17 protein-coding genes are annotated in these 18,619 nt (G+C 48.4%); 11 read left to right on the plus strand and 6 right to left on the minus strand.

Annotated features, from left to right (window positions below; genetic code table 11):
* Positions 1-13 precede the first annotated feature (13 nt).
* Positions 14-1,414, minus strand: a complete 1,401-nt coding sequence (locus tag CWB98_RS01235) for an MATE family efflux transporter (RefSeq protein WP_138543171.1) — start codon at positions 1,412-1,414, stop codon at positions 14-16.
* A gap of 98 nt (positions 1,415-1,512) precedes the next feature.
* Between CWB98_RS01235 and CWB98_RS01240 the strand changes: the two genes are divergently transcribed.
* Positions 1,513-2,388 (plus strand): LysR family transcriptional regulator, encoded by an 876-nt coding sequence (locus CWB98_RS01240; protein WP_138543172.1) that lies wholly within the window; start codon positions 1,513-1,515, stop codon positions 2,386-2,388.
* On the opposite strand, the gene CWB98_RS01245 is transcribed toward CWB98_RS01240, so the two are convergent.
* Positions 2,385-2,954 carry a DJ-1/PfpI family protein gene (locus CWB98_RS01245; protein WP_138543615.1) on the minus strand — a complete coding sequence of 190 codons (570 nt, stop codon included), beginning with the start codon at positions 2,952-2,954 and terminating at the stop codon, positions 2,385-2,387. The genes CWB98_RS01240 and CWB98_RS01245 overlap by 4 nt on opposite strands.
* A gap of 170 nt (positions 2,955-3,124) precedes the next feature.
* On the opposite strand from CWB98_RS01245, the gene CWB98_RS01250 reads away from it, so the two are divergent.
* Positions 3,125-5,293 carry a M3 family metallopeptidase gene (locus CWB98_RS01250; protein ID WP_138543173.1) on the plus strand — a complete coding sequence of 723 codons (2,169 nt, stop codon included), beginning with the start codon at positions 3,125-3,127 and terminating at the stop codon, positions 5,291-5,293.
* Between the two features lie 65 nt (positions 5,294-5,358).
* Here CWB98_RS01250 and CWB98_RS01255 read toward each other — a convergent pair whose 3' ends face one another.
* Together CWB98_RS01255 and CWB98_RS01260 are read right to left on the minus strand one after the other, a co-directional pair.
* On the minus strand, positions 5,359-5,736 hold the full coding sequence (locus CWB98_RS01255; protein ID WP_138543174.1) for a response regulator: 378 nt from the start codon (positions 5,734-5,736) through the stop codon (positions 5,359-5,361).
* A gap of 87 nt (positions 5,737-5,823) precedes the next feature.
* Positions 5,824-6,297 carry a GNAT family N-acetyltransferase gene (locus CWB98_RS01260; RefSeq protein WP_138543175.1) on the minus strand — a complete coding sequence of 158 codons (474 nt, stop codon included), beginning with the start codon at positions 6,295-6,297 and terminating at the stop codon, positions 5,824-5,826.
* A 641-nt stretch (positions 6,298-6,938) separates the two neighbouring features.
* Between CWB98_RS01260 and CWB98_RS24695 the strand changes: the two genes are divergently transcribed.
* Positions 6,939-7,865 (plus strand): GNAT family N-acetyltransferase, encoded by a 927-nt coding sequence (locus CWB98_RS24695; RefSeq protein ID WP_171045555.1) that lies wholly within the window; start codon positions 6,939-6,941, stop codon positions 7,863-7,865.
* Here the strand turns inward: CWB98_RS24695 and CWB98_RS01270 are convergent.
* Positions 7,862-8,647, minus strand: coding sequence for an MBL fold metallo-hydrolase (locus tag CWB98_RS01270; RefSeq protein ID WP_138543177.1), 786 nt, complete (start codon positions 8,645-8,647; stop codon positions 7,862-7,864). The two genes, CWB98_RS24695 and CWB98_RS01270, sit on opposite strands and share 4 nt — an antisense overlap.
* Before the next feature lie 257 nt (positions 8,648-8,904).
* On the opposite strand from CWB98_RS01270, the gene CWB98_RS01275 reads away from it, so the two are divergent.
* The 8 genes from CWB98_RS01275 (at position 8,905) to CWB98_RS01310 (ending at position 17,690) form a co-directional block, all read left to right on the plus strand.
* Complete coding sequence (locus CWB98_RS01275) at positions 8,905-9,933, plus strand: DUF4097 family beta strand repeat-containing protein (RefSeq protein WP_138543178.1); 1,029 nt, start codon at positions 8,905-8,907, stop codon at positions 9,931-9,933.
* Positions 9,934-10,067: 134 nt separating this feature from the next.
* Positions 10,068-10,847 (plus strand): SDR family NAD(P)-dependent oxidoreductase, encoded by a 780-nt coding sequence (locus tag CWB98_RS01280; protein WP_138543179.1) that lies wholly within the window; start codon positions 10,068-10,070, stop codon positions 10,845-10,847.
* Positions 10,847-11,866 carry an AraC family transcriptional regulator gene (locus CWB98_RS01285; protein ID WP_138543180.1) on the plus strand — a complete coding sequence of 340 codons (1,020 nt, stop codon included), beginning with the start codon at positions 10,847-10,849 and terminating at the stop codon, positions 11,864-11,866. Before CWB98_RS01280 ends, CWB98_RS01285 begins: the two co-directional genes overlap by 1 nt.
* Before the next feature lie 69 nt (positions 11,867-11,935).
* Complete coding sequence (locus tag CWB98_RS01290; RefSeq protein ID WP_138543181.1) at positions 11,936-14,098, plus strand: ATP-binding protein; 2,163 nt, start codon at positions 11,936-11,938, stop codon at positions 14,096-14,098.
* Positions 14,099-14,331: 233 nt separating this feature from the next.
* Positions 14,332-15,060, plus strand: a complete 729-nt coding sequence (locus CWB98_RS01295; RefSeq protein WP_138543182.1) for a glutathione peroxidase — start codon at positions 14,332-14,334, stop codon at positions 15,058-15,060.
* A 90-nt stretch (positions 15,061-15,150) separates the two neighbouring features.
* Entirely contained in the window at positions 15,151-16,599 is a 1,449-nt protein-coding gene (locus CWB98_RS01300; protein WP_138543183.1) for a dihydrolipoyl dehydrogenase, read from the plus strand.
* Between the two features lie 206 nt (positions 16,600-16,805).
* Complete coding sequence (locus CWB98_RS01305) at positions 16,806-17,162, plus strand: RidA family protein (RefSeq protein ID WP_138543184.1); 357 nt, start codon at positions 16,806-16,808, stop codon at positions 17,160-17,162.
* 192 nt (positions 17,163-17,354) lie between these two features.
* Positions 17,355-17,690, plus strand: coding sequence for a hypothetical protein (locus CWB98_RS01310; protein ID WP_138543185.1), 336 nt, complete (start codon positions 17,355-17,357; stop codon positions 17,688-17,690).
* Positions 17,691-17,741: 51 nt separating this feature from the next.
* Here CWB98_RS01310 and CWB98_RS01315 read toward each other — a convergent pair whose 3' ends face one another.
* Complete coding sequence (locus CWB98_RS01315) at positions 17,742-18,569, minus strand: DUF4437 domain-containing protein (RefSeq protein WP_138543186.1); 828 nt, start codon at positions 18,567-18,569, stop codon at positions 17,742-17,744.
* Between the last annotated feature and the right edge of the window lie 50 nt (positions 18,570-18,619).

Consider the following 18,619-nt stretch of genomic DNA (forward strand, 5'->3'; position numbering starts at 1 on the left):
TGCCACCCCCTTTTTAATGCTGGCTTTGGCTGAGAGCCCTGCCATGTCGCAACCGTGCTACATCACGCCACAGCATAGGAGCAACAATCAATGTCAGGACCAGGTTAGACACAGGTACAGACAGCCACACCCCATCAACACCTAAATACTCAGGCAAGAAGAACAAAAAAGGCACCTGAATGGCCATGTTCCCAAGCGAAATCAATAAAGACTTCGCCCCCTGATCCAACGCCACATAATACATCGCCGCGAGGAATATAAACCCGTCCAGAAAAACCATAGAAAGGTGCAGACGGGCGCCTTTTTGTGCCTCATTGAGCAGAGCTTTCTCCTGAGAAAAAAGCGATACAATGCATTCCGGGAACAGATTCAGACACAACACGATGACAAGCCCAACCGACAGGCTAACCTGACAAGCCAGCTTCAATGTTGCGCTAATTCTCTCTATCTGCCCCGCCCCGTAATAGTAACTGATCGGCGGTTGCATCCCACTGGCAACTCCCTCAGCAAAAAAGTAGTAAATCACACCAATGTAGCCAATCAGCGCAAATGCCGCGACATGCAGGGGCTCACCATACATCAGCAACTGTTTGTTATGTAACGCAGTAATAAAGGCAAAATAAAGGAACATCACAAGCCCGGATGCCCCCTGTACCAGGGTGCGCCCGGCCAGATTGAAACAAAACCTCAGGCTGGCAGCCGTCAACTTAACACCCGCTTTTGCTGAACAAAAATAGCGTAGAGCCAACACCCCAACCAGAGACTGTGATACCACACTTGCCCAGGCGGCACCGGCAAGCTGCCACTGCAACAGCACGATAAAAACGTAATCCAGAACAATATTAATGACTGCGCCAAAGATCAGTAAGCGCGTGGCGACCCCCGGACTGCCATCATTGCGAATAAGCATGGGCAAAGCCCCCGCGGCCATGGTTGCCACAGCCCCCCAGCCAAATACCGACAGATAACTGTGCCCAAACCTGAGCACATCACCACTGGCGCCCTGTAAATCCAACAGTAGGGTGCCGCTGGCATACAGCGCCAAACTCGTGGTTGCAGCCAGTATCAGCAGTAGCCAAACACTGGTCGTCAACACAGCTTGCGCCTGTACTGCATCTTTCGCACCGCGAAACATAGACAACAAGCTCCCCGCGCCAATCCCAACCAGGGTGCCAAGTCCCGCAATCAACCCCACCACAGGCCAGGCAATATTAACGGCTGCAAGTCCATCGGAGCCGATAAAATGGCCCACAAAGACCCCATCCACAACCTGATATAAGCCATTTACCATCATCGCCGCCACGGCCGGGATAGTATAACGCCAGAAAGCTCTGGCAACTGACTCATTGTGTGGTTCAGCGGACCCTTTTTGATCTTGACCGAGCACTGGCAGCTCGGCATCACGTGTTTGCATAAAATTCCCCACTCACTGCGAATACCCGCTATTATGCTTTTTTAACGGATGAGTTAAAGTTAGTTACCATCCGCTTTTCGGATACTTTGGAGCACCCTATGCACTGGACACTCGACCAACTGGAAGCCTTTGTCACAGCCGTCAGAACCGGCTCTTTTTCTGCCGCAGCCCGGAAACTGGGCAAAGCACAATCGCGTATCAGTACAGCCATCGCCAATCTCGAAACCGATCTGGGCTTTGAGTTGTTCGACCGCTCTTCGAGACTGCCGATATTAAATACTGCCGGGCATGACTTGTTTGCAGAAGCAGAGGCCGTGCTGATGCAATGTCAAAGGCTGCAGTCCAGAGCACTCTCAATGAGCTGTGGAGAAGAAGTCTCGCTGACTGTCGCCATGGATGAAGCCGTTCCTATCAATGCTTTCGAAACCATGTTTGAACGGCTATCACATCAATTTCCCTTGTTAAAGCTATCGATATTAAACGGCTCACAAGATGATATTGCCGAATGGGTCGAAGAACAAAAAGCCGAACTGGGGATTTTATTTCATCAAAAGCCCCTTTCTCAGAATCTGGATTTTACTCCGCTGGGGCGCTTTGAACAGAGGTTGATAGTGGCGCCTACTCATCCCCTGGCATCCTGTCCATGCCCGACCGTGGAACAGCTCAATCAACATCGACAGCTGGTGATCCGCGACCGTATTGGTAACAACCAGTCTCAGGCGATCTCCTCGCACCACTGGCACATCGACAGTTATTACTACATAGTAGGCTTGGTACTCAGGGGCATTGGCTGGGCAATGGTGCCTGAACATGTGGTTAAATCACATTGGTTTAATGAAGCCGTAACCACTTTATCAACGCGCAATATTCCAGGCTCTTTGACAGTAGATATGGGCCTGGTCAGGCGCAGAGACAAAGCCAAAGGCCCGGTTATCCACTGGCTGTACGACGCCACTATGTCAATGATGTCCTAAAGCCAGTTATAGTCCATCTGCCGGGCGGTTTTTTCCGCCAGTTTCTTGCCAAAGTGAAGCTTGACCAGCTCAAGACTCATGTCTATTCCTGCCGATATCCCAGCTGAGCTGGTAAAATTCTGATCCATAACAAACCGTGTATCCTTAAGCACTTTCAAGTGTGGGTATTGTGTTTGTAACAGATCCACGTCATCCCAATGCGTGGTTACAGACTTGCCGTCAATCAGGCCTGCTTCGGCGAACAAAAACACCCCGGTACAAATAGACGCACATCGTCGCGTGTGGGTCGCGGTTTCAGCCAGCCATGCCAGCACTGACGTGTTGTTAACGACATGCTGATGTTGCCCCCCTGCAACAACCAATAAATCAAATCGGGGATGACCATGGATGCTGTAGTGCGGGTTCACAGACAGGCCGCCACGACAACTGACCGGCGCATGGCTGGGAGCGATAAGGCTAATGTTTACGGGCTCGTCGACAAAACGTGCTGCCGTACTGAACACTTCAAATGGGCCGCTAAAGTCTAGCACCTCAACGCCATCGTAAATAAAGATACCGATTTCCATTGAATGATCCAGAATAAGGAAGTTTTTGAGCTCTCTTAGTTTAGCGCAGATCTTAGCCATTCATATCTTTTTACACTTTGATTTTGGCTATTAATCGAATCCTTATTGCACTTTGATGAAATAGTCTTTTAGTATGCTGACACTAAAATACCAACAAGCGAAAGCCAACTATGTTGAAAATGAAACTAACACTACTCAGCGCAGCCGTCATGATCGGACTGGCAGGGTGCAGCAGCACACAAGAAAACAGCTCAGCAGCACCTGCAATCGCCGAAAAACAATACCAAAATCCACTATTGCAACCTTTTTCAGGTCCTTACCAGGGCGTGCCTCAGTTTGATAAAGTCCAACTGAAAGACCTTGAGCCAGCATTGGATATCGCGCTGGCAGATCACCTGAGTGAAATTGATCAGATTGCAGGCAACACTGCCCCTGCAACATTTGAGAACACCATTGTGGCAATGGAACGTTCAGGTGCTGCACTGGATCGCCTTTTTACCTACTTCGGTATCTGGAGCGCGAATAACTCATCGCCAGAGTTTCGTCAGATGCAGGGTGGTCTGATGGCAAAGTTTGCCAAATACCGTTCTAAAATCACCCAAAATAAAGCCCTGTTTGAACGTGTAAAAACAGTGTACGAGAGCCCTGAATTTAAAAAGCTCACAGCTGAAGAACAACGTATTACCTGGTTACAGTACAACAGCTTTGCCCGTAATGGTGCGACACTCGAAGGAGAAGAAGCAAAACGCTACGCCGAGATTAATCTGGCATTGTCAAAGCTGCATGCCGATTTCGCTAATAACGTACTGGCCGATGAAGAAGGCTACGTGGTGTACCTGACAAAAGATCAGCTTTCTGGTCTGCCTGAGTCATACATCACATCTGCGGCGGCTGCTGCTGAAGAACGTGGTAAGCCTGGCATGTACGCTGTCACCAACACCCGTTCATCTATGGACCCATTCCTGATGTACTCCACAGAACGTGAGTTACGTAAACAGGTTTGGCAAAACTACTATAGCCGCGGTAACAATGCGGGTGAACACAATAACAAAGCCATCATCAATGAAATTCTGACTCTGCGTCATGAACGCGTGCAGCTGCTGGGGTATGAGAACTACGCACAATGGCGTCTGGAAGATCGTATGGCCAAAGATCCTAAGAACGCCATGGAGTTGATGAACAAAGTCTGGCCGGCTGCGATCGCTCGCGTGAAAGAAGAAGTTGCGGACATGCAGGCACTGGCAGACCAAGAAGGCGCAAACATCAAGATTGAACCATGGGACTATCGTTTCTACTCAGAGAAAGTACGTAAAGCCAAGTATGATCTCGATTCCAACGAAGTAAAGCAATACCTGCAACTGGATAAGCTGCGTGAGGCTATGTTCTACGTTGCCGGACGCCTGTTCAACTTCGAGTTTACCGAAGTACCAGAAGGTTCAGTGCCTGTCTTCCATGAAGATGTACGTGTTTGGGAAGTAACCGACAAAACCAGCGGCGAACATATCGGTTTATGGTATCTCGACCCGTTTGCACGTCAGGGTAAGCGCTCTGGTGCATGGGCAACGTCCTACCGTAGTCACACCACGTTTGATGGCAAAACCAATGTACTCAGCTCAAACAACTCTAACTTTGTGAAAGCACCAGAGGGTCAGGCTAGTCTAATCTCATGGAATGATGCTGAGACCTACTTCCACGAGTTTGGTCACGCGTTGCACTCTTTGTCTTCTAAAGTGAAATACCCTGGTTCAAACTCAGGTGTGCGTGATTACACGGAATTCCAGTCTCAGCTGTTAGAGCGTTGGCTAGTGACCGATGAGGTGATTGATCGCTTCCTGGTACACCATGAGACGGGCAAACCAATGCCAAAATCTTTGGTAAACAAAATCAAACAGGCAGCCAACTTCAACCAGGGCTTCGCCACCACTGAATATCTGGCATCTGCCATCATGGACATGAAGTTCCACACCACAGATCCTGCTAAAATTGGCGATCCGGTTGAATTCGAAAAAACTCAGCTGGCGGCGATTGGCATGCCATCCGAAATTGTGATGCGCCACCGTACCACCCATTTTGGCCACGTTTTCTCCGGTGAAGGTTATTCAGCCGGTTATTATGGTTACCTGTGGGCAGAAGTACTGACATCAGACGCAGCACAAGCATTTGCCAGTGCGCCTGGTGGTTTTTACGATGAAGAGGTTGCACAACGCCTGGTGAACTACCTGTTCTCTGTTCGTAACGCTATGGACCCGGCAGAAGCCTATCGCAAGTTCCGCGGTCGCGATGCTGCAGTAGAAGCCCTGATGCTGGACCGAGGCTTCCCGGTTACTTCGGATAAATAATTAGCACTGAAAAAGCCCCAATAAATGGGGCTTTTTATACTTATCAGAGAGCTAGGAATAACTTGCTAATTGCTAATCGCAAGTGCTGTGATACGCTTTAAGTGCTTTTCTAATGTGGCAAGACAGAAGGGTTTGATAATAAAACCATCAACCTTATGCAGTAGCACCTGCTGCACACGTTCGCGACCATTTTCACAAGTTACCATAACCAACCTGAGGTTTTTAAGCTCAGGCCTGGAACGAATTTCATTAAGGAGTGCTAATCCATCCATATGTGGCATGTTCAGATCTGATATCACCAGATCATAGTCTTTATTGCTCAACAACTGCAGAGCACGCAAACCATCGGTGGCTTCATCTATGTCTGTAAAACCAAGTCGACGCAGCATACCTATCATCACGTGGCGCATTGAGGTCATGTCATCGACAACCAGAATTTTCACCCGCTCCTCCTTAACTTCGCGATTGTCAGATTAAAAATCTAGCCTAAGATGGCGATAAAATCGACTGGAGGAACCGGGATTTCAACACTACTCGTTTGATTCTTTGTTTAGCGACAAGGACATAAACACACTGAGTGGATTGTCACGGTACAAACCAAATCGTTCGCAACGCTCAAACCCCAGGCTTTCATAGAGGTTAATAGCTTTTTCTTGCTTAACCCCGGTCTCCAGACGGATCAGGGGGATTTGCGCATCGCCGGCATAATGCAGCAGGATTTGCATGATACGTTTGGACAATCCCTTGCCGCGATACTGAGGTTTAACATACAGACGCTTAATTTCACCGTACAAGGTTTTGTCGAATTGCTTGACTATAGCGCCACAAGCCACAATCCCTTCTTCGTTGCGAAGGCCAACAGCCCGGACATTAGGTTGATTGAGCTCTTCCAATGCCAGAGATTGGTCACTGGCAATGGGATAGAGGGTATTCATAAGTCGGTCAATTTCTGCAAATAGTTCTCTCACACTGGGATCATCGTTTTTTAAATCAACTAGTTGCATAATTTTCCTTTGAACAGAGCGGTTACATTCCGAGCACAGTTCTGCGCCCTTTTGCATTATGGCATGCCAGACTAAGGGACAGGACCTGCACAACATCGTAAAGGCGTATTTTAACGTATTTTGCGGGAAATATAACTAAATATATTCAGATATTGTAGTGATGAAACAAGTTGCAGCATATGATTAACGAGCACAATGCTTTATATGTTTAAGTCATTAAGCCAAGCCGTGTTGGCCATCCATGGATGTCGACCAGCTAGGCGAGTAACAGAGTAATAGCTAACAGAATGACGGTGGCAATCGTGATGAAAAATAAAGAACACTGATTATGACTTGTGCGACCTGACTGAGAAAACAACATGATTAACCCCCCGCTTCTTTCTCTAACTCTTAAAAACCACAAAAGTATTAATAAGAGAGCAAGCAATACAACCAAAAGTAGTAACATTGATAGCAAAAAATTACCCAAAAGACCAGGAAATAGTGCAATTATTATCCTATTAATGTCACTAAATCTCGTAGTAATAAAAGATATTATTGCAAACCAAACACTTACGCATCACCTACAGAGAGCATTAAAAAACACACAAATGGCTTGGATTTTGCCAACACGGACCTATATAAGGAAAAAAGGAGTCGCCATGATCACACTAAAATCAGCCACTAAAGACAACTACAGTGACGTATTTGCGCTGCAACTGCTCAGTGAAGACCTGAACTATATTGCCTCACCAGCCGAAGCGCTCGCCGAGTCGGTATTCTTTCCATATTACCGCAACCTGCTCATCTATCATCAGCAAACACTGGTCGGGTTTATGCAATATCATCCCATGGAACCCGAAGGCACCAAACATGAATATACAATCACGCAACTGCTCATAGACAAGCGTTATCGACGCCAGGGATTTGCAACTCAGGCTTTGCGGGCATTACTTACCCAACTCCAAGCTAAGTCGGATTGCCAGGTCATTTCCGCTGTCTATGTGCAAGGTAATGAGCGAATGAGAGCACTTCTCAGCCAACTCTCATTTGAATTCAAAGGACGCTGGAACGACAATGCCTGCCTGATGGAATGGCATCGGACATCTCAACACCCGGAGGTGTTTCTGAGTACCATTTGGCATGAAAATTTTGAGCACCTGAGTGATCTGCAACTACACGAAAAGCAAAAGCCACTGGTGGCACCCAACGACTGGACCCTGCTGGAAGCGGCCTATAACCCGGAATATGAGATACGCGCAATCAATTATCGGGGTGAGCAGGTCGGCCTTATCATGTGGGTATTTGAAAAGCCTCACCGGGTCTCAATCTGGCGATTAATGGTAGACAAAGCCTATCAGCAGCAGGGCATAGGCAGACAAGCCCTTAGTGCCGCACTGGAGGAGATCCGTAGCCTCCCGGAAGTAACAGAAATCGCCATCTGTTACGTGCCAGACAACCCAGTCGCAAAGGACTTTTATGCCAGTTTTGGGTTCATTGAAACCGGCTTTGATGAGGAGGAAGAGGAAATGTTGGCTGAGATCCGTATTAGTCGAACTGACCAGGGTGCGCTCTGTAAAGGGGCTTAACAAAAAGGAATAATTTGCTGTGGTTTGGCATACCCAATACCTGCGCTTTCAAACGCACGTACGTCGTCCTCCCCGTGATAGTGGTATGCGCATAACCTGGCCAGTATGGCTGGCGGATATTCTCTTAATAGCTCATCCAGACCGGCATGACTTGGGTTGCCCGACGCCACACAGTCGTGAAATATGATCTCTCCCTGACCTATCTGGTGTATTAATAGTTCAGGGATGGGTCGGGTATCGCCACTATAGAAAAACCGTCCGGGAAGATGCAGGGAGAAAGCGCTGCCAGGCGCCTGATGACGCACCGGGTAACAATTTAACCGGACCTGCTGATGAAAAAAGTACTCACCAACCGGATGTAACTCAAAGGTGTGCCAGATATCTTCACGTTGCTCTGCCAGCCCAGTATACGCAAGCATGGCACACAATGACTGAATAAGTTGCACGGGCACATACAAGCGAACTTTTTGCTCACTCAATGCCGCTTTAAAGTAGAGCTGTTCCAGCCCGCCAATATGATCGTAATGCAGGTGCGTAATAAATACCGCCTGAGGAAGGGGCTGACTGCCAAAAACCCGCTTGAATCGCAACAGGGTATCGTGACCGCAGTCGATCAGTAACCAGGGGGAATCATTACAACAGATAACACACGCTGAATTTCCAAGTTCCGCTGCACTGGCCGCCCCGACTCCGAGAAACAAGGCGCAATCCGGGATTCTTGCCGGCACCTGTTTATCACTCGTATTGTCCTGTGTCGGCCGGGTTACTATCGACTGTAACATTCGTCTGCTCATCAAAGAAAGTCACTCGGTACACGTCCAATGCTAGATGCAATAATTGACAATTCAGTGACATACTCAAACAACACACATAATTAGTTACACTAATATTTGGTCAATTTAACTAAAGTAAGTCACTATACGTCTAGCGCCAAGGCCCACATTATTATGTAACAACATGATATTATTAAACTTTACCTCTTTGGCACTTGTTTTGCTAACTCCTGTACATATCAAAAAGAACAAAATGGAAACTCACCATGATAAAAACACTCTCTCCTTTATTCGCAGCATTAGCACTCAGTGGTTGTGTGATCCATATTGATGGCCACAGCAAAACAGTAGCGGATGTAGAGCTGCAAAAAAGCCTGACACTGGATGCAGCACACCTCTCCAGCCTGGTCGCAGATACCAGTGCAGGTTCACTGGATATCGTTGGTGACGAGAACCTTACACACATTGAAGTCGATGCCAAGATTCTAACCGACAAAGAGCATAGCTATCAGCTCAGTCTTGAACAGGACGGCAATAACGCTCGGCTGGTCGCAAAACAAAACACCCGAGTTGGCATTGTCTGGTACAGCGGCAATAGCCCCAGAATCGATCTCACTGTTCGTGTGCCTAAACACCTGGCATTGGATATTGACGATAGCTCTGGTGACATTGCCATTACAGGAATGACAGGTGATATTGAGCTGGAAGACGGTTCCGGGGACATCAGTATCAATGGCGCAGCCAATGTCAAAATTGATGATGGCTCAGGACAAATGCTTATCCGTGGTGTCAGCGGCATGCTGGATATCGAAGATGGCTCTGGTGACATCAGTATTCAGGGCGGCAGTCAGCTAAAACTCGACGATGGTTCAGGACAGATTTATATCACTGACATACGTGGTGATATGGACATCGAAGATGGCTCGGGCGACCTGCAAATCATTGGTGGCCGCGCGCTTAATCTGGACGATGACTCGGGCAACATTAGCCTGACCGATCTCAGTGGCGACCTGACCATAGTCGATGGTTCCGGTAATCTCGAGATCCGTGGCGGCAACTCGCTGGACTTACGCGATGACTCCGGCTTTATCAGAGTTCAGAACTTACAGGGTAGTGCCAACATAAACGATGGCAGTGGTAACCTGGTAGTACAAAACATCAAAGGCCACGTTACCATAGATGATGACTCTGGCGACATCGAAGTGATTGAAGCAGGTGGCCTCACCATCACAGGTGACACTTCGGGTGGCCAGCGCATTGAAAAAGTCCGGGGCGAGGTCAACATTCGCGACTAGTGCGATGTAATACCAGTCCACATTATTAGAAAAAGAACGACACTTTTTGCAAGTAAAGCGTCACCTTTTGCCAGTGCACTTCTTGATGTCAGCTTCTACAATGGCATCATCAACTCAGGTAACAAGGTGACATCATGACTTACACAAACACAGCACTCATTACAGGCGCGTCTTCAGGTATTGGTTTGGAACTCGCTCGCTTACATGCTCAGCAAGGAGGCGATCTGGTTCTGGTTGCCCGCTCAGAAGGTAAACTCAATACGCTGAAAAATGAACTGGAGCAAGCTTATGGTGTCAACGCCTGTGTTATTACTGCCGACCTGACTGATCCTGACTCAGCACAACAGATTTACACAGCAACCAGGCAGCAGGGGATTGAAGTCGATATCCTGATCAACAATGCCGGCTTCGGTGGCCATGGCTTTTTTCATGAACGTGAACTGCAAGCGGACCTCGAAATGATCCAGGTGAACATCAGTAGCCTGATTGCGCTAACTCACTTGTTTGTTCAGGACATGACGGCGCGTAAAAGCGGCAAAATCCTTAACGTGTCTTCCACCGCATCGTTTATCCCGGGCCCGCTACAAGCCACTTATTATGCAACCAAAGCTTTTGTTACCTCGTTTTCTCAAGCCCTGGCAGAAGAGCTGAAGGAGCAGGGGATCAGCGTCACAGCGCTATGCCCGGGTGCCGTAGCCACGGAGTTTGCCAAGACAGGCAACCTGGAAGAGCTGGCAGTATTCAAGCAAGGTAAAAGCGCTACCTCTGTGGCCAAATGTGGTTATCAGGCCATGCAAAAAGGCAAACTATTGGCGTTTAATGAGCCTGTGTTAAACTTCTTGCTAAACTGGATAGTACCTCTGTTACCTCGCTCTCTGGTATTGTCTATGTCTCGCCGCACAATGGAAAAGTAATGAAGCGTACCTCCAAATTTACCCTGTCGCCCCATTGCCTGATCTTGTTTAAAGATCTTGGTCTGGATCAGGAGCAACTGTTAAAGCAGGCACAATTACCAGCCGACCTGTGGCAGAGCTTGCCCACGTCATTGAGCGCCGCACAGTATTTTGACCTGTGGCACGCCATGGAAGGGCAAATTGGTGAAACGCTGCCACTTAAACTGGCACAACATCTCAACGTTGAGGCCTTCGATCCGGCCATTTTCGCTTGTCTTTGTAGTGCCAACCTGAGTGCAGCGATGCGTCGTCTCAGCAGTTATAAACCGCTGATTGGACCGCTTACCCTGGATGTTCATGAAGACGCTCAGGGCTTATTACTCAGCCTGGATTGTTATGGCTACGATAAGCCTTTACCTAAATCGGTTGAACTGTGTGAGCTGGCATTTTTCACCCAACTCGCCCGTCTTGCAACCCGCACTCAAATCATACCCAGTGCGTTATACGTTACACAGCTTCCCGACAACGCCACAGAATTTAATGAGTATTTTGGCATCGAACTTACACTCAGCCACCAGGTTGCACTGCGCTTCAGCACGGAGGATGCACAGCGTCCATTTCTGACTGAAAACGCCGCCATGTGGTCGTTCTTTGAAAATGATCTTGCTCGTCGACTGGCTGAGCTCGATGCCTCTGCCAGTATGACGCAGAAAGTCAAAGCCCTGCTGATGGAGCTATTGCCATCAGGGCAGGTGAGTGCCGAGCAGGTAGCCGGAAAACTGGCGATTAGCAAGCGTACTTTACAGCGCAAACTGGATGGTGAATCTGCCAACTTTCAGTCTTTGTTAAGCACATTGCGCTCTGATCTGGCCCGCCAATATCTGCGCCGCTCCAGTATGTCGTTGCAAGAGATCGCCTTTTTACTCGGCTTTAGTGACGCCAATACGTTTATCCGGGCATTTAGTCAGTGGCATGGCATGCCCCCAGGTCAGTTTAGGCATCAGAATGAAGCGGGTGCTAATAAGGATTATTCAATTTAATAGAAAAGTTGGATAGGCGTTTATTCCGATAACACATAAAATTTAACGTCACACTATCGGACGTTAACTTTGAAGAACTTATTCGCCTTAACCTTTGCTGCTCAACTTTGTGCACTCTGGCCCTCAGTCTCACACAGCGCGGATTTTGCATCCTATGCGCAACAGTTTCCATTAAAAGGGAAAAAAGACTTCCGCACAGCACTTGAAGAAGGCGAAGCGCTCCTCGCAGAATCTACTCTGACCCCAGAGCAACGCACCTTTGTCCTGCACAGAACCGCTTTGCATCTGGTGCGGCTCGACGATTATGACCGCGCTCAGATCAGGTTGGATGCGTTAGAGTCGCATTTAACCGCCCACCCTGATAACTCTATGCTGGGGAAATATCACTGGGTACGCGGTGACCTGGCATATCGCCTGAGCGACAGCCAAACCGCTCAAACGCACTTTCTGAAAGCCAGCGAGTTCTTTTCGCGCACTCAGGACTGGCGCATGCTCAGTCATGCCCATCGCATGGTCGCCAATGCCGTCGCAAAAGGCAGCCCAGACCTAAATGCAATTGAACATATCACACTCGCCAAGCACTATGCTGAATTAGACAACAACATTCCACTGCACAATGCTGCATTTGATACCGAAGCCCGCATATATAAGCTCTTTGGCCAGTTAGACAGAGCGCTGGAGAGTCGTCAGGACCAGCTCACCTGGCTTAAGAAGCAAGCAACCCCAGACCCGGCCATGTTGTCAGCCACGTACTATGGCCTTGCTGATATATTCGTTGATTTTGGCGATCATCAGGCGGCACTGGATGGATTTTTACAATCCTACAGCTTTGATGCACAAGTCAACGATCGCCTCTATATGGGGCAGAATCAGATCCGGATCGCAGAACAATATTTGCAACTGAATGACCTGGATGCCGCGGAAAAAGCGTTTGAGCAAGCCAAAACACTCAACGAGGAAATTAACCATAAGCGCAACCTCGGCTGGGCCATTGCCGGCTTAGGTCGTGTGCAATTAGCCAAAGCAGATTACCCACAGGCGGCCAGTTTAATTGGCCAGGGTCTGGCATTAATCAACCCAGACACCAGCCGAGCCCTGTACCTGAACAATCTCGTCTGGTATGCCAGCGCTTTGAGCCATCAAAGCCCTGTTCAGGCCATTGAACAACTGACGCCTTATTTCACCGCTAGTGCAACTGATACTATGATTGAGGCAGCCAAAGTGCTGGCGTTTGCTCATCAGCAACAGCAGAACTTTAAAGCAGCCCTGACCTATCAGACACATGCCACTACACTGCTCAAACAACAAACAGAGCAATCCAGACTGACCCGGCTGGCAGCGAAAAAGCGCGATGCCGAGCTCAATTTAGAAACACTCAAAGTCAACCAGCTGCAAAGTGGACTAGATGAACAAAAGCGTCAGAGCAGAATGCAGAGTGTTGTGCTCGCAGCCGCCATCATCGTGCTGCTGAACTTTTTCCTGATGTTTTACCTGTATCATCTGAAAAAACGCAAAGTGATGGAGAAAGAAGCCACAGTGCTGAATCAGGCACTGACACTCAAACAGCAGCTGCTTGCGGATGTATCACATGAGCTGCGAACGCCCCTGACCGTGCTTAAGCTCAATATTGAGGCGCTGCAACACAATTTGATTACTGATCCGGATGCCACCTATCAGTTGATGCAAAGTCGCCTGTCAATGCTCAACACACTTATCGCCGATATTTATGAGCTGGCGCAGGCAGATACCCATAGTTTACAACTCGATTTGCAGACCAGGCCAGCGCGCGTGCTATTTGATGAATTACTCAGCAGTATCAAACCCTTAATAGAACAAGATGACTTAACTCTGACGACAGACAACCGTCTGGCAGACACCGACCTCATTGTCTGCGACAGCAACCGGATGCATCAGATTTTCAATAATCTGGCACGCAACAGCTGTCATTACAGCAACAAGCCAGGACGCGTCAGCGTGATAATAGCCCGACAAGAGAGCCTGTTGGTGTGCCACTTTGACGACTCCAGTCCCGGCGTCAGTGATGAGGACCTGCCTCGCCTCACCGAACGCCTTTATCGGTGCGATAAATCTCGCAGTCGTGACCTTGGTGGTTCAGGACTCGGACTCTCTATCTGTCAGAAACTCACCGAATTACATCAGGGCACACTGTCCTTATCGCACAGTGAACTGGGCGGACTTAGGGTAACACTCACCCTTCCCCTGAATACTTAATTAAGTTGATTGGTACAACGCCTCGCTCATCAGCAGCTGGTCAACTTCCCTTTCGTACAGTTTTACTTTTGAGTAATTCATACTACCTTGAAAAACATCATCGTCAGAGTGCAATACGCATCTGACAAAGTGTTTGTTCCATTTTTTCAATCGAACCAATTAATTTAACCCATTATACAAATGAATCGGTGTGGCTGATAATGGCTCCATCGAAATCAAAGGAGACACACATTATGCTAAACAATATCGAAGGTCAGACAGTTCCTCAGGTTACTTTTCCGGTACGTGAAAACGACGAATGGAAGAACATCAGCACAGACGACCTGTTCAAAGGTAAAACTGTTGTAGTTTTCTCATTACCTGGTGCGTTTACACCGACCTGTTCCTCAACTCACTTACCACGTTACAACGAGCTGGCTGGCGTGTTTAAACAAAATGGGGTTGATGAGATCGTCTGTATCTCGGTTAACGATACCTTTGTGATGAACGCCTGGGCCAAAGATCAGGAAGCCGAAAACGTCACCCTTATCCCGGACGGAAACGGCGAGTTTTCTGAAGGTATGGGCATGCTGGTTGACAAAAAAGAGTTAGGCTTTGGCAAACGTAGCTGGCGTTATTCTATGCTGGTCAAAGACGGTGTGATTGCAAAAATGTTCATCGAGCCAGACGTACCGGGCGACCCGTTTGAAGTATCAGACGCAGACACTATGCTTGAGTACATAAACCCAGAGCAAGTTAAACCTGAGCCTGTCTCTATTATCACTAAGCCTGGTTGTCCTTTCTGTGCCAAAGCAAAAGCACTGCTGGATGAAAAAGGCTTGGTTTATGAAGAATTGGTATTGGGTCAGCAAGCGACATTGACTAGCCTTAAAGCCCTGTCTGGCCGCGAAACGGTCCCTCAGGTATTCATCGGCGGCAAGCACATTGGTGGCTCCGACGACTTAGCGGCGCACTTCGCTTAATGTCTGTGCAGGCTTAATTACAAGCCTAGTAACACATCTGTAAAGGGGCGTTACAGCCCCTCAATACTCCCCCTTGCTCAGAGGTAAAACATGAAACAACTTGAAACTGACGTCGTCGTCATTGGTGCGGGCACAGCTGGGCTCAGCGCCTATCGTAATGCCAAACAATCTACTGATAATGTGTTAATGATCGAAGCCGGTGCATATGGCACTACTTGCGCACGTGTCGGCTGTATGCCCAGCAAGTTGTTGATTGCAGCAGCAGAAGCAGCCCACAGCGTCACTGAAGCGCCAAAATTCGGAGTCAATACCACGCCCCCCGACATCGATGGTAAAGCCGTGATGGCAAGGGTGCGCAGTGAACGAGATCGGTTTGTTGGCTTTGTACTGGAAGCTGTGGATGAACTGCCCGAACAAGACAGGATCAAAGGGTATGCACGCTTTTTGGATGCGCATCGAGTTCAGATCGATGACCATACCGTGATAACAGCAAAGCGATTTGTGATTGCAACCGGCTCAAGACCGAATGTACCAGGATTCTTTCAAGCATTTGGCGATCGCCTTATTATTAACGACGATGTCTTCGACTGGCAGGACTTGCCAGAGTCTGTTGCGGTGTTTGGTCCCGGAGTGATAGGTCTTGAGCTGGGTCAGGCACTACATCGACTGGGCGTTAAGGTGAAGCTCTTTGGAGTAGGGGGTAACATTGGACCTCTCACAGATCCACAAATTCAGGATTATGCCAATACTGTGTTTGCAGAAGAGTTTTACGTTGACAGTGATGCCAAAGTGTCTGATATGAAACAAGTCGGTGACAAAGCTCAGCTCACCTACATTGACCGTGATGGCAAACCGCAAACAGAGCAGTTTGATTATGTGCTGGCTGCAACGGGCAGGGTGCCGAATGTCGACAAACTGGGCCTTGAAAATACCGGTATAGAATTGGATGAGCGCGGTGTGCCACTGGCTGATTCACATACAATGCAATGCGGTGAAAGCCATATATTCATTGCCGGTGATGCCAGTAACCAGATCCCATTACTGCATGAAGCCGCCGATCAGGGCACCATTGCTGGTCAAAATGCCGGACGTTTTCCGGATGTGCGCAATGGTCTGCGACGTGCACCGATTGCAGCCGTATTTAGTGATCCGCAAATCGCCATGGTAGGAGAAAGTTTTAAACAGCTGAACGAGCGATATGGCAAATGTGGCTGCTTCGCAATCGGTGAAGTGAGTTTTGAAAACCAGGGCCGTAGCCGGGTTATGCACAAGAATAAGGGCTATATGCACCTGTATGCAGAGCAGGGCAGTGGTTTGTTTTTAGGTGCGGAGTTCATCGGTCCTGCCGCCGAGCATATGGCGCACTTGCTCGCCTGGGCGGTACAAAATAAGATGACGGTACCTCAAATGCTGGACATGCCTTTTTACCACCCAGTCATCGAGGAAGGCTTGCGTACAGCACTGCGCAATCTTAACGCCAAACTTAAATTTGGTCCGGATATTGTCCAGCACTGTATGGAGTGTGGCCCGGGCGCATAATACATATCCGGCAGTCCAGTCTTAACCTGACTATAAGCTGCACACAAGTCGTGCCGATAAGGTTTATTTCTCATCACCTTATCGGCTTTGATGCTTTGCGCATGTCCTTAAATCGCATTCAGGGCCAAAGTGGTTACTCTGTGAATTAAGCAGTGGTACCATGAGTACCTCTTTTGTTCCACAATTCATTCAATAAGGGACCACCCGTGATACAGAGAATTGATACCAAACAACGCATGAGTCGCATCGTAAAACACAACGGCACAATTTATTTATGTGGTCAGGTGTGCAAAGACGCTGAGCAGGGCATTAAAGAGCAAACCGCCACCATGCTTGAGAAAGTTGATGAGCTGTTGCAACAGGCAGGCAGTGATCGTCAGCATATCCTGTCTGCAACGATTTACATTAAAGACATGAAGTACTTTAGTGACATGAACGAAGTGTGGGACGCCTGGGTTCCTGAAGGCCATGCACCTGCGCGCGCCTGTGTGGAAGCCGCAATGGCGCGAGACGCTCTGTTAGTAGAAATTTCAGTGATTGCCGCCGAGATCAACCCCAGCTAAAGCAGCTGTGGTTTACTGGCCGGTGCAAGCGAAAAGCTTGGTCTGACTGAGCTTTTTTACTGGTCACCAGGCATTGCGTCGTGACATATTTAGTGTATGAAAAATACACAAAAATCACATCTAAGATTCATTGTTAGTTCCTATATTTGATGCGACTTCAATCGGAGTCGGAAATCATCATAAGGAAATATCATGAAAAAACTATCTCTATTAGCTGCATCAGCAGCACTTGTTTTATCTGCAAGCGCGAATGCCGCGCACTGGTGTGAAGCCTTTATCGAGCGTGTAGTACCAAACTCAATGGGCATTACAGTCTATTCAACCAGCGCTTACGACGGCCGAACACTAGATGTCATGCACAAAGATTACGACGACAGCAACTTCGGCGGCATCTATATGCGTGCTCTGGATGCGCAAAAATACCGCTACAAGGTTCGCCTTTACCCTGTTGAAGCAAAAGGGGAAGAAGATGGTGCGCGTTGTGACGATGGTGTCAAAGACTATCTGCGTACTATTTACCGTCCATAACACCTGATATAAAGAGCAGGCTTTACTCAGCCTGCTTTTGTGACCCTATGGCTATTCTCCCGTTGCCTTAAACGCAGCATTAGTACGTACATACAACAACACTTGCTGGTCCGCTGAAAAAGACATGTCTACAGGCAAGTGCGCTGCCACAAAGCTGCCTGCGTGCAGCATCTGTCGAGCATTTTCCCGCTCGACAGTAAGTTTCCCCTGTATCACCACCGCCTTAAACTCGGTGCCCTCGCTCGACAACGTCATTTTTGTATTAGCAGGTAAGCGCAACAGCACACCTGACAAACCATTTTTTTGCCACAAATTAGCCATTTCTATTCCGTTACCGACCAGCTGAGTCGAGGTGCTCTGATCCAGCCAGGTCAGGTTACTATAGTGAAGGTTAACGGGGCGCTCACCATTGTCGAACTGCTGAGCAGAGGGCTTCACCAGATAAGGACCGCTGTCTATCTCCAGATAAATCATATTCGCTGGCGCATTGGCTGACGTAATGTGGTCTTCACCTGCGGGTTGGGTCCAGAAAGAGCCCGATGGCATCCACATGGCTTTGGCAGTAGGGTCGTCGTTATGTAGTGATCCCTCAATCACAATCCCACGGTAAGACACATTGTGAATATGTGGCGGCGATGAGAAGCCGGGTTCAAATCTGACCAGCATTCCGGTGGCACCAGAACCTGTTCTGTCACCCCACAGGTTTGCCGCTCTTGGGCTTTTATCACCCCGGGCAGGGTTAAGGTAACCCCATTCAATTTGCTCAGTGCTGATCACTTTGACCTTGTCTTTAGTACTTTGTGCACCAATAGCCGGCAAAGCAAACGGAATAAAAAAGATCCCAGCCAACAGGCTGTTGAGAGTGTTGAGATTTACCACGGTTATCGGCCTCCCAAAGCAAGCGCAAAATTAATAAGCAATGCGTGTCA

The organism is Pseudoalteromonas rubra, assembly GCF_005887115.1.
In the GTDB taxonomy this organism is placed as follows: Bacteria; Pseudomonadota; Gammaproteobacteria; order Enterobacterales; family Alteromonadaceae; genus Pseudoalteromonas; species Pseudoalteromonas rubra_F.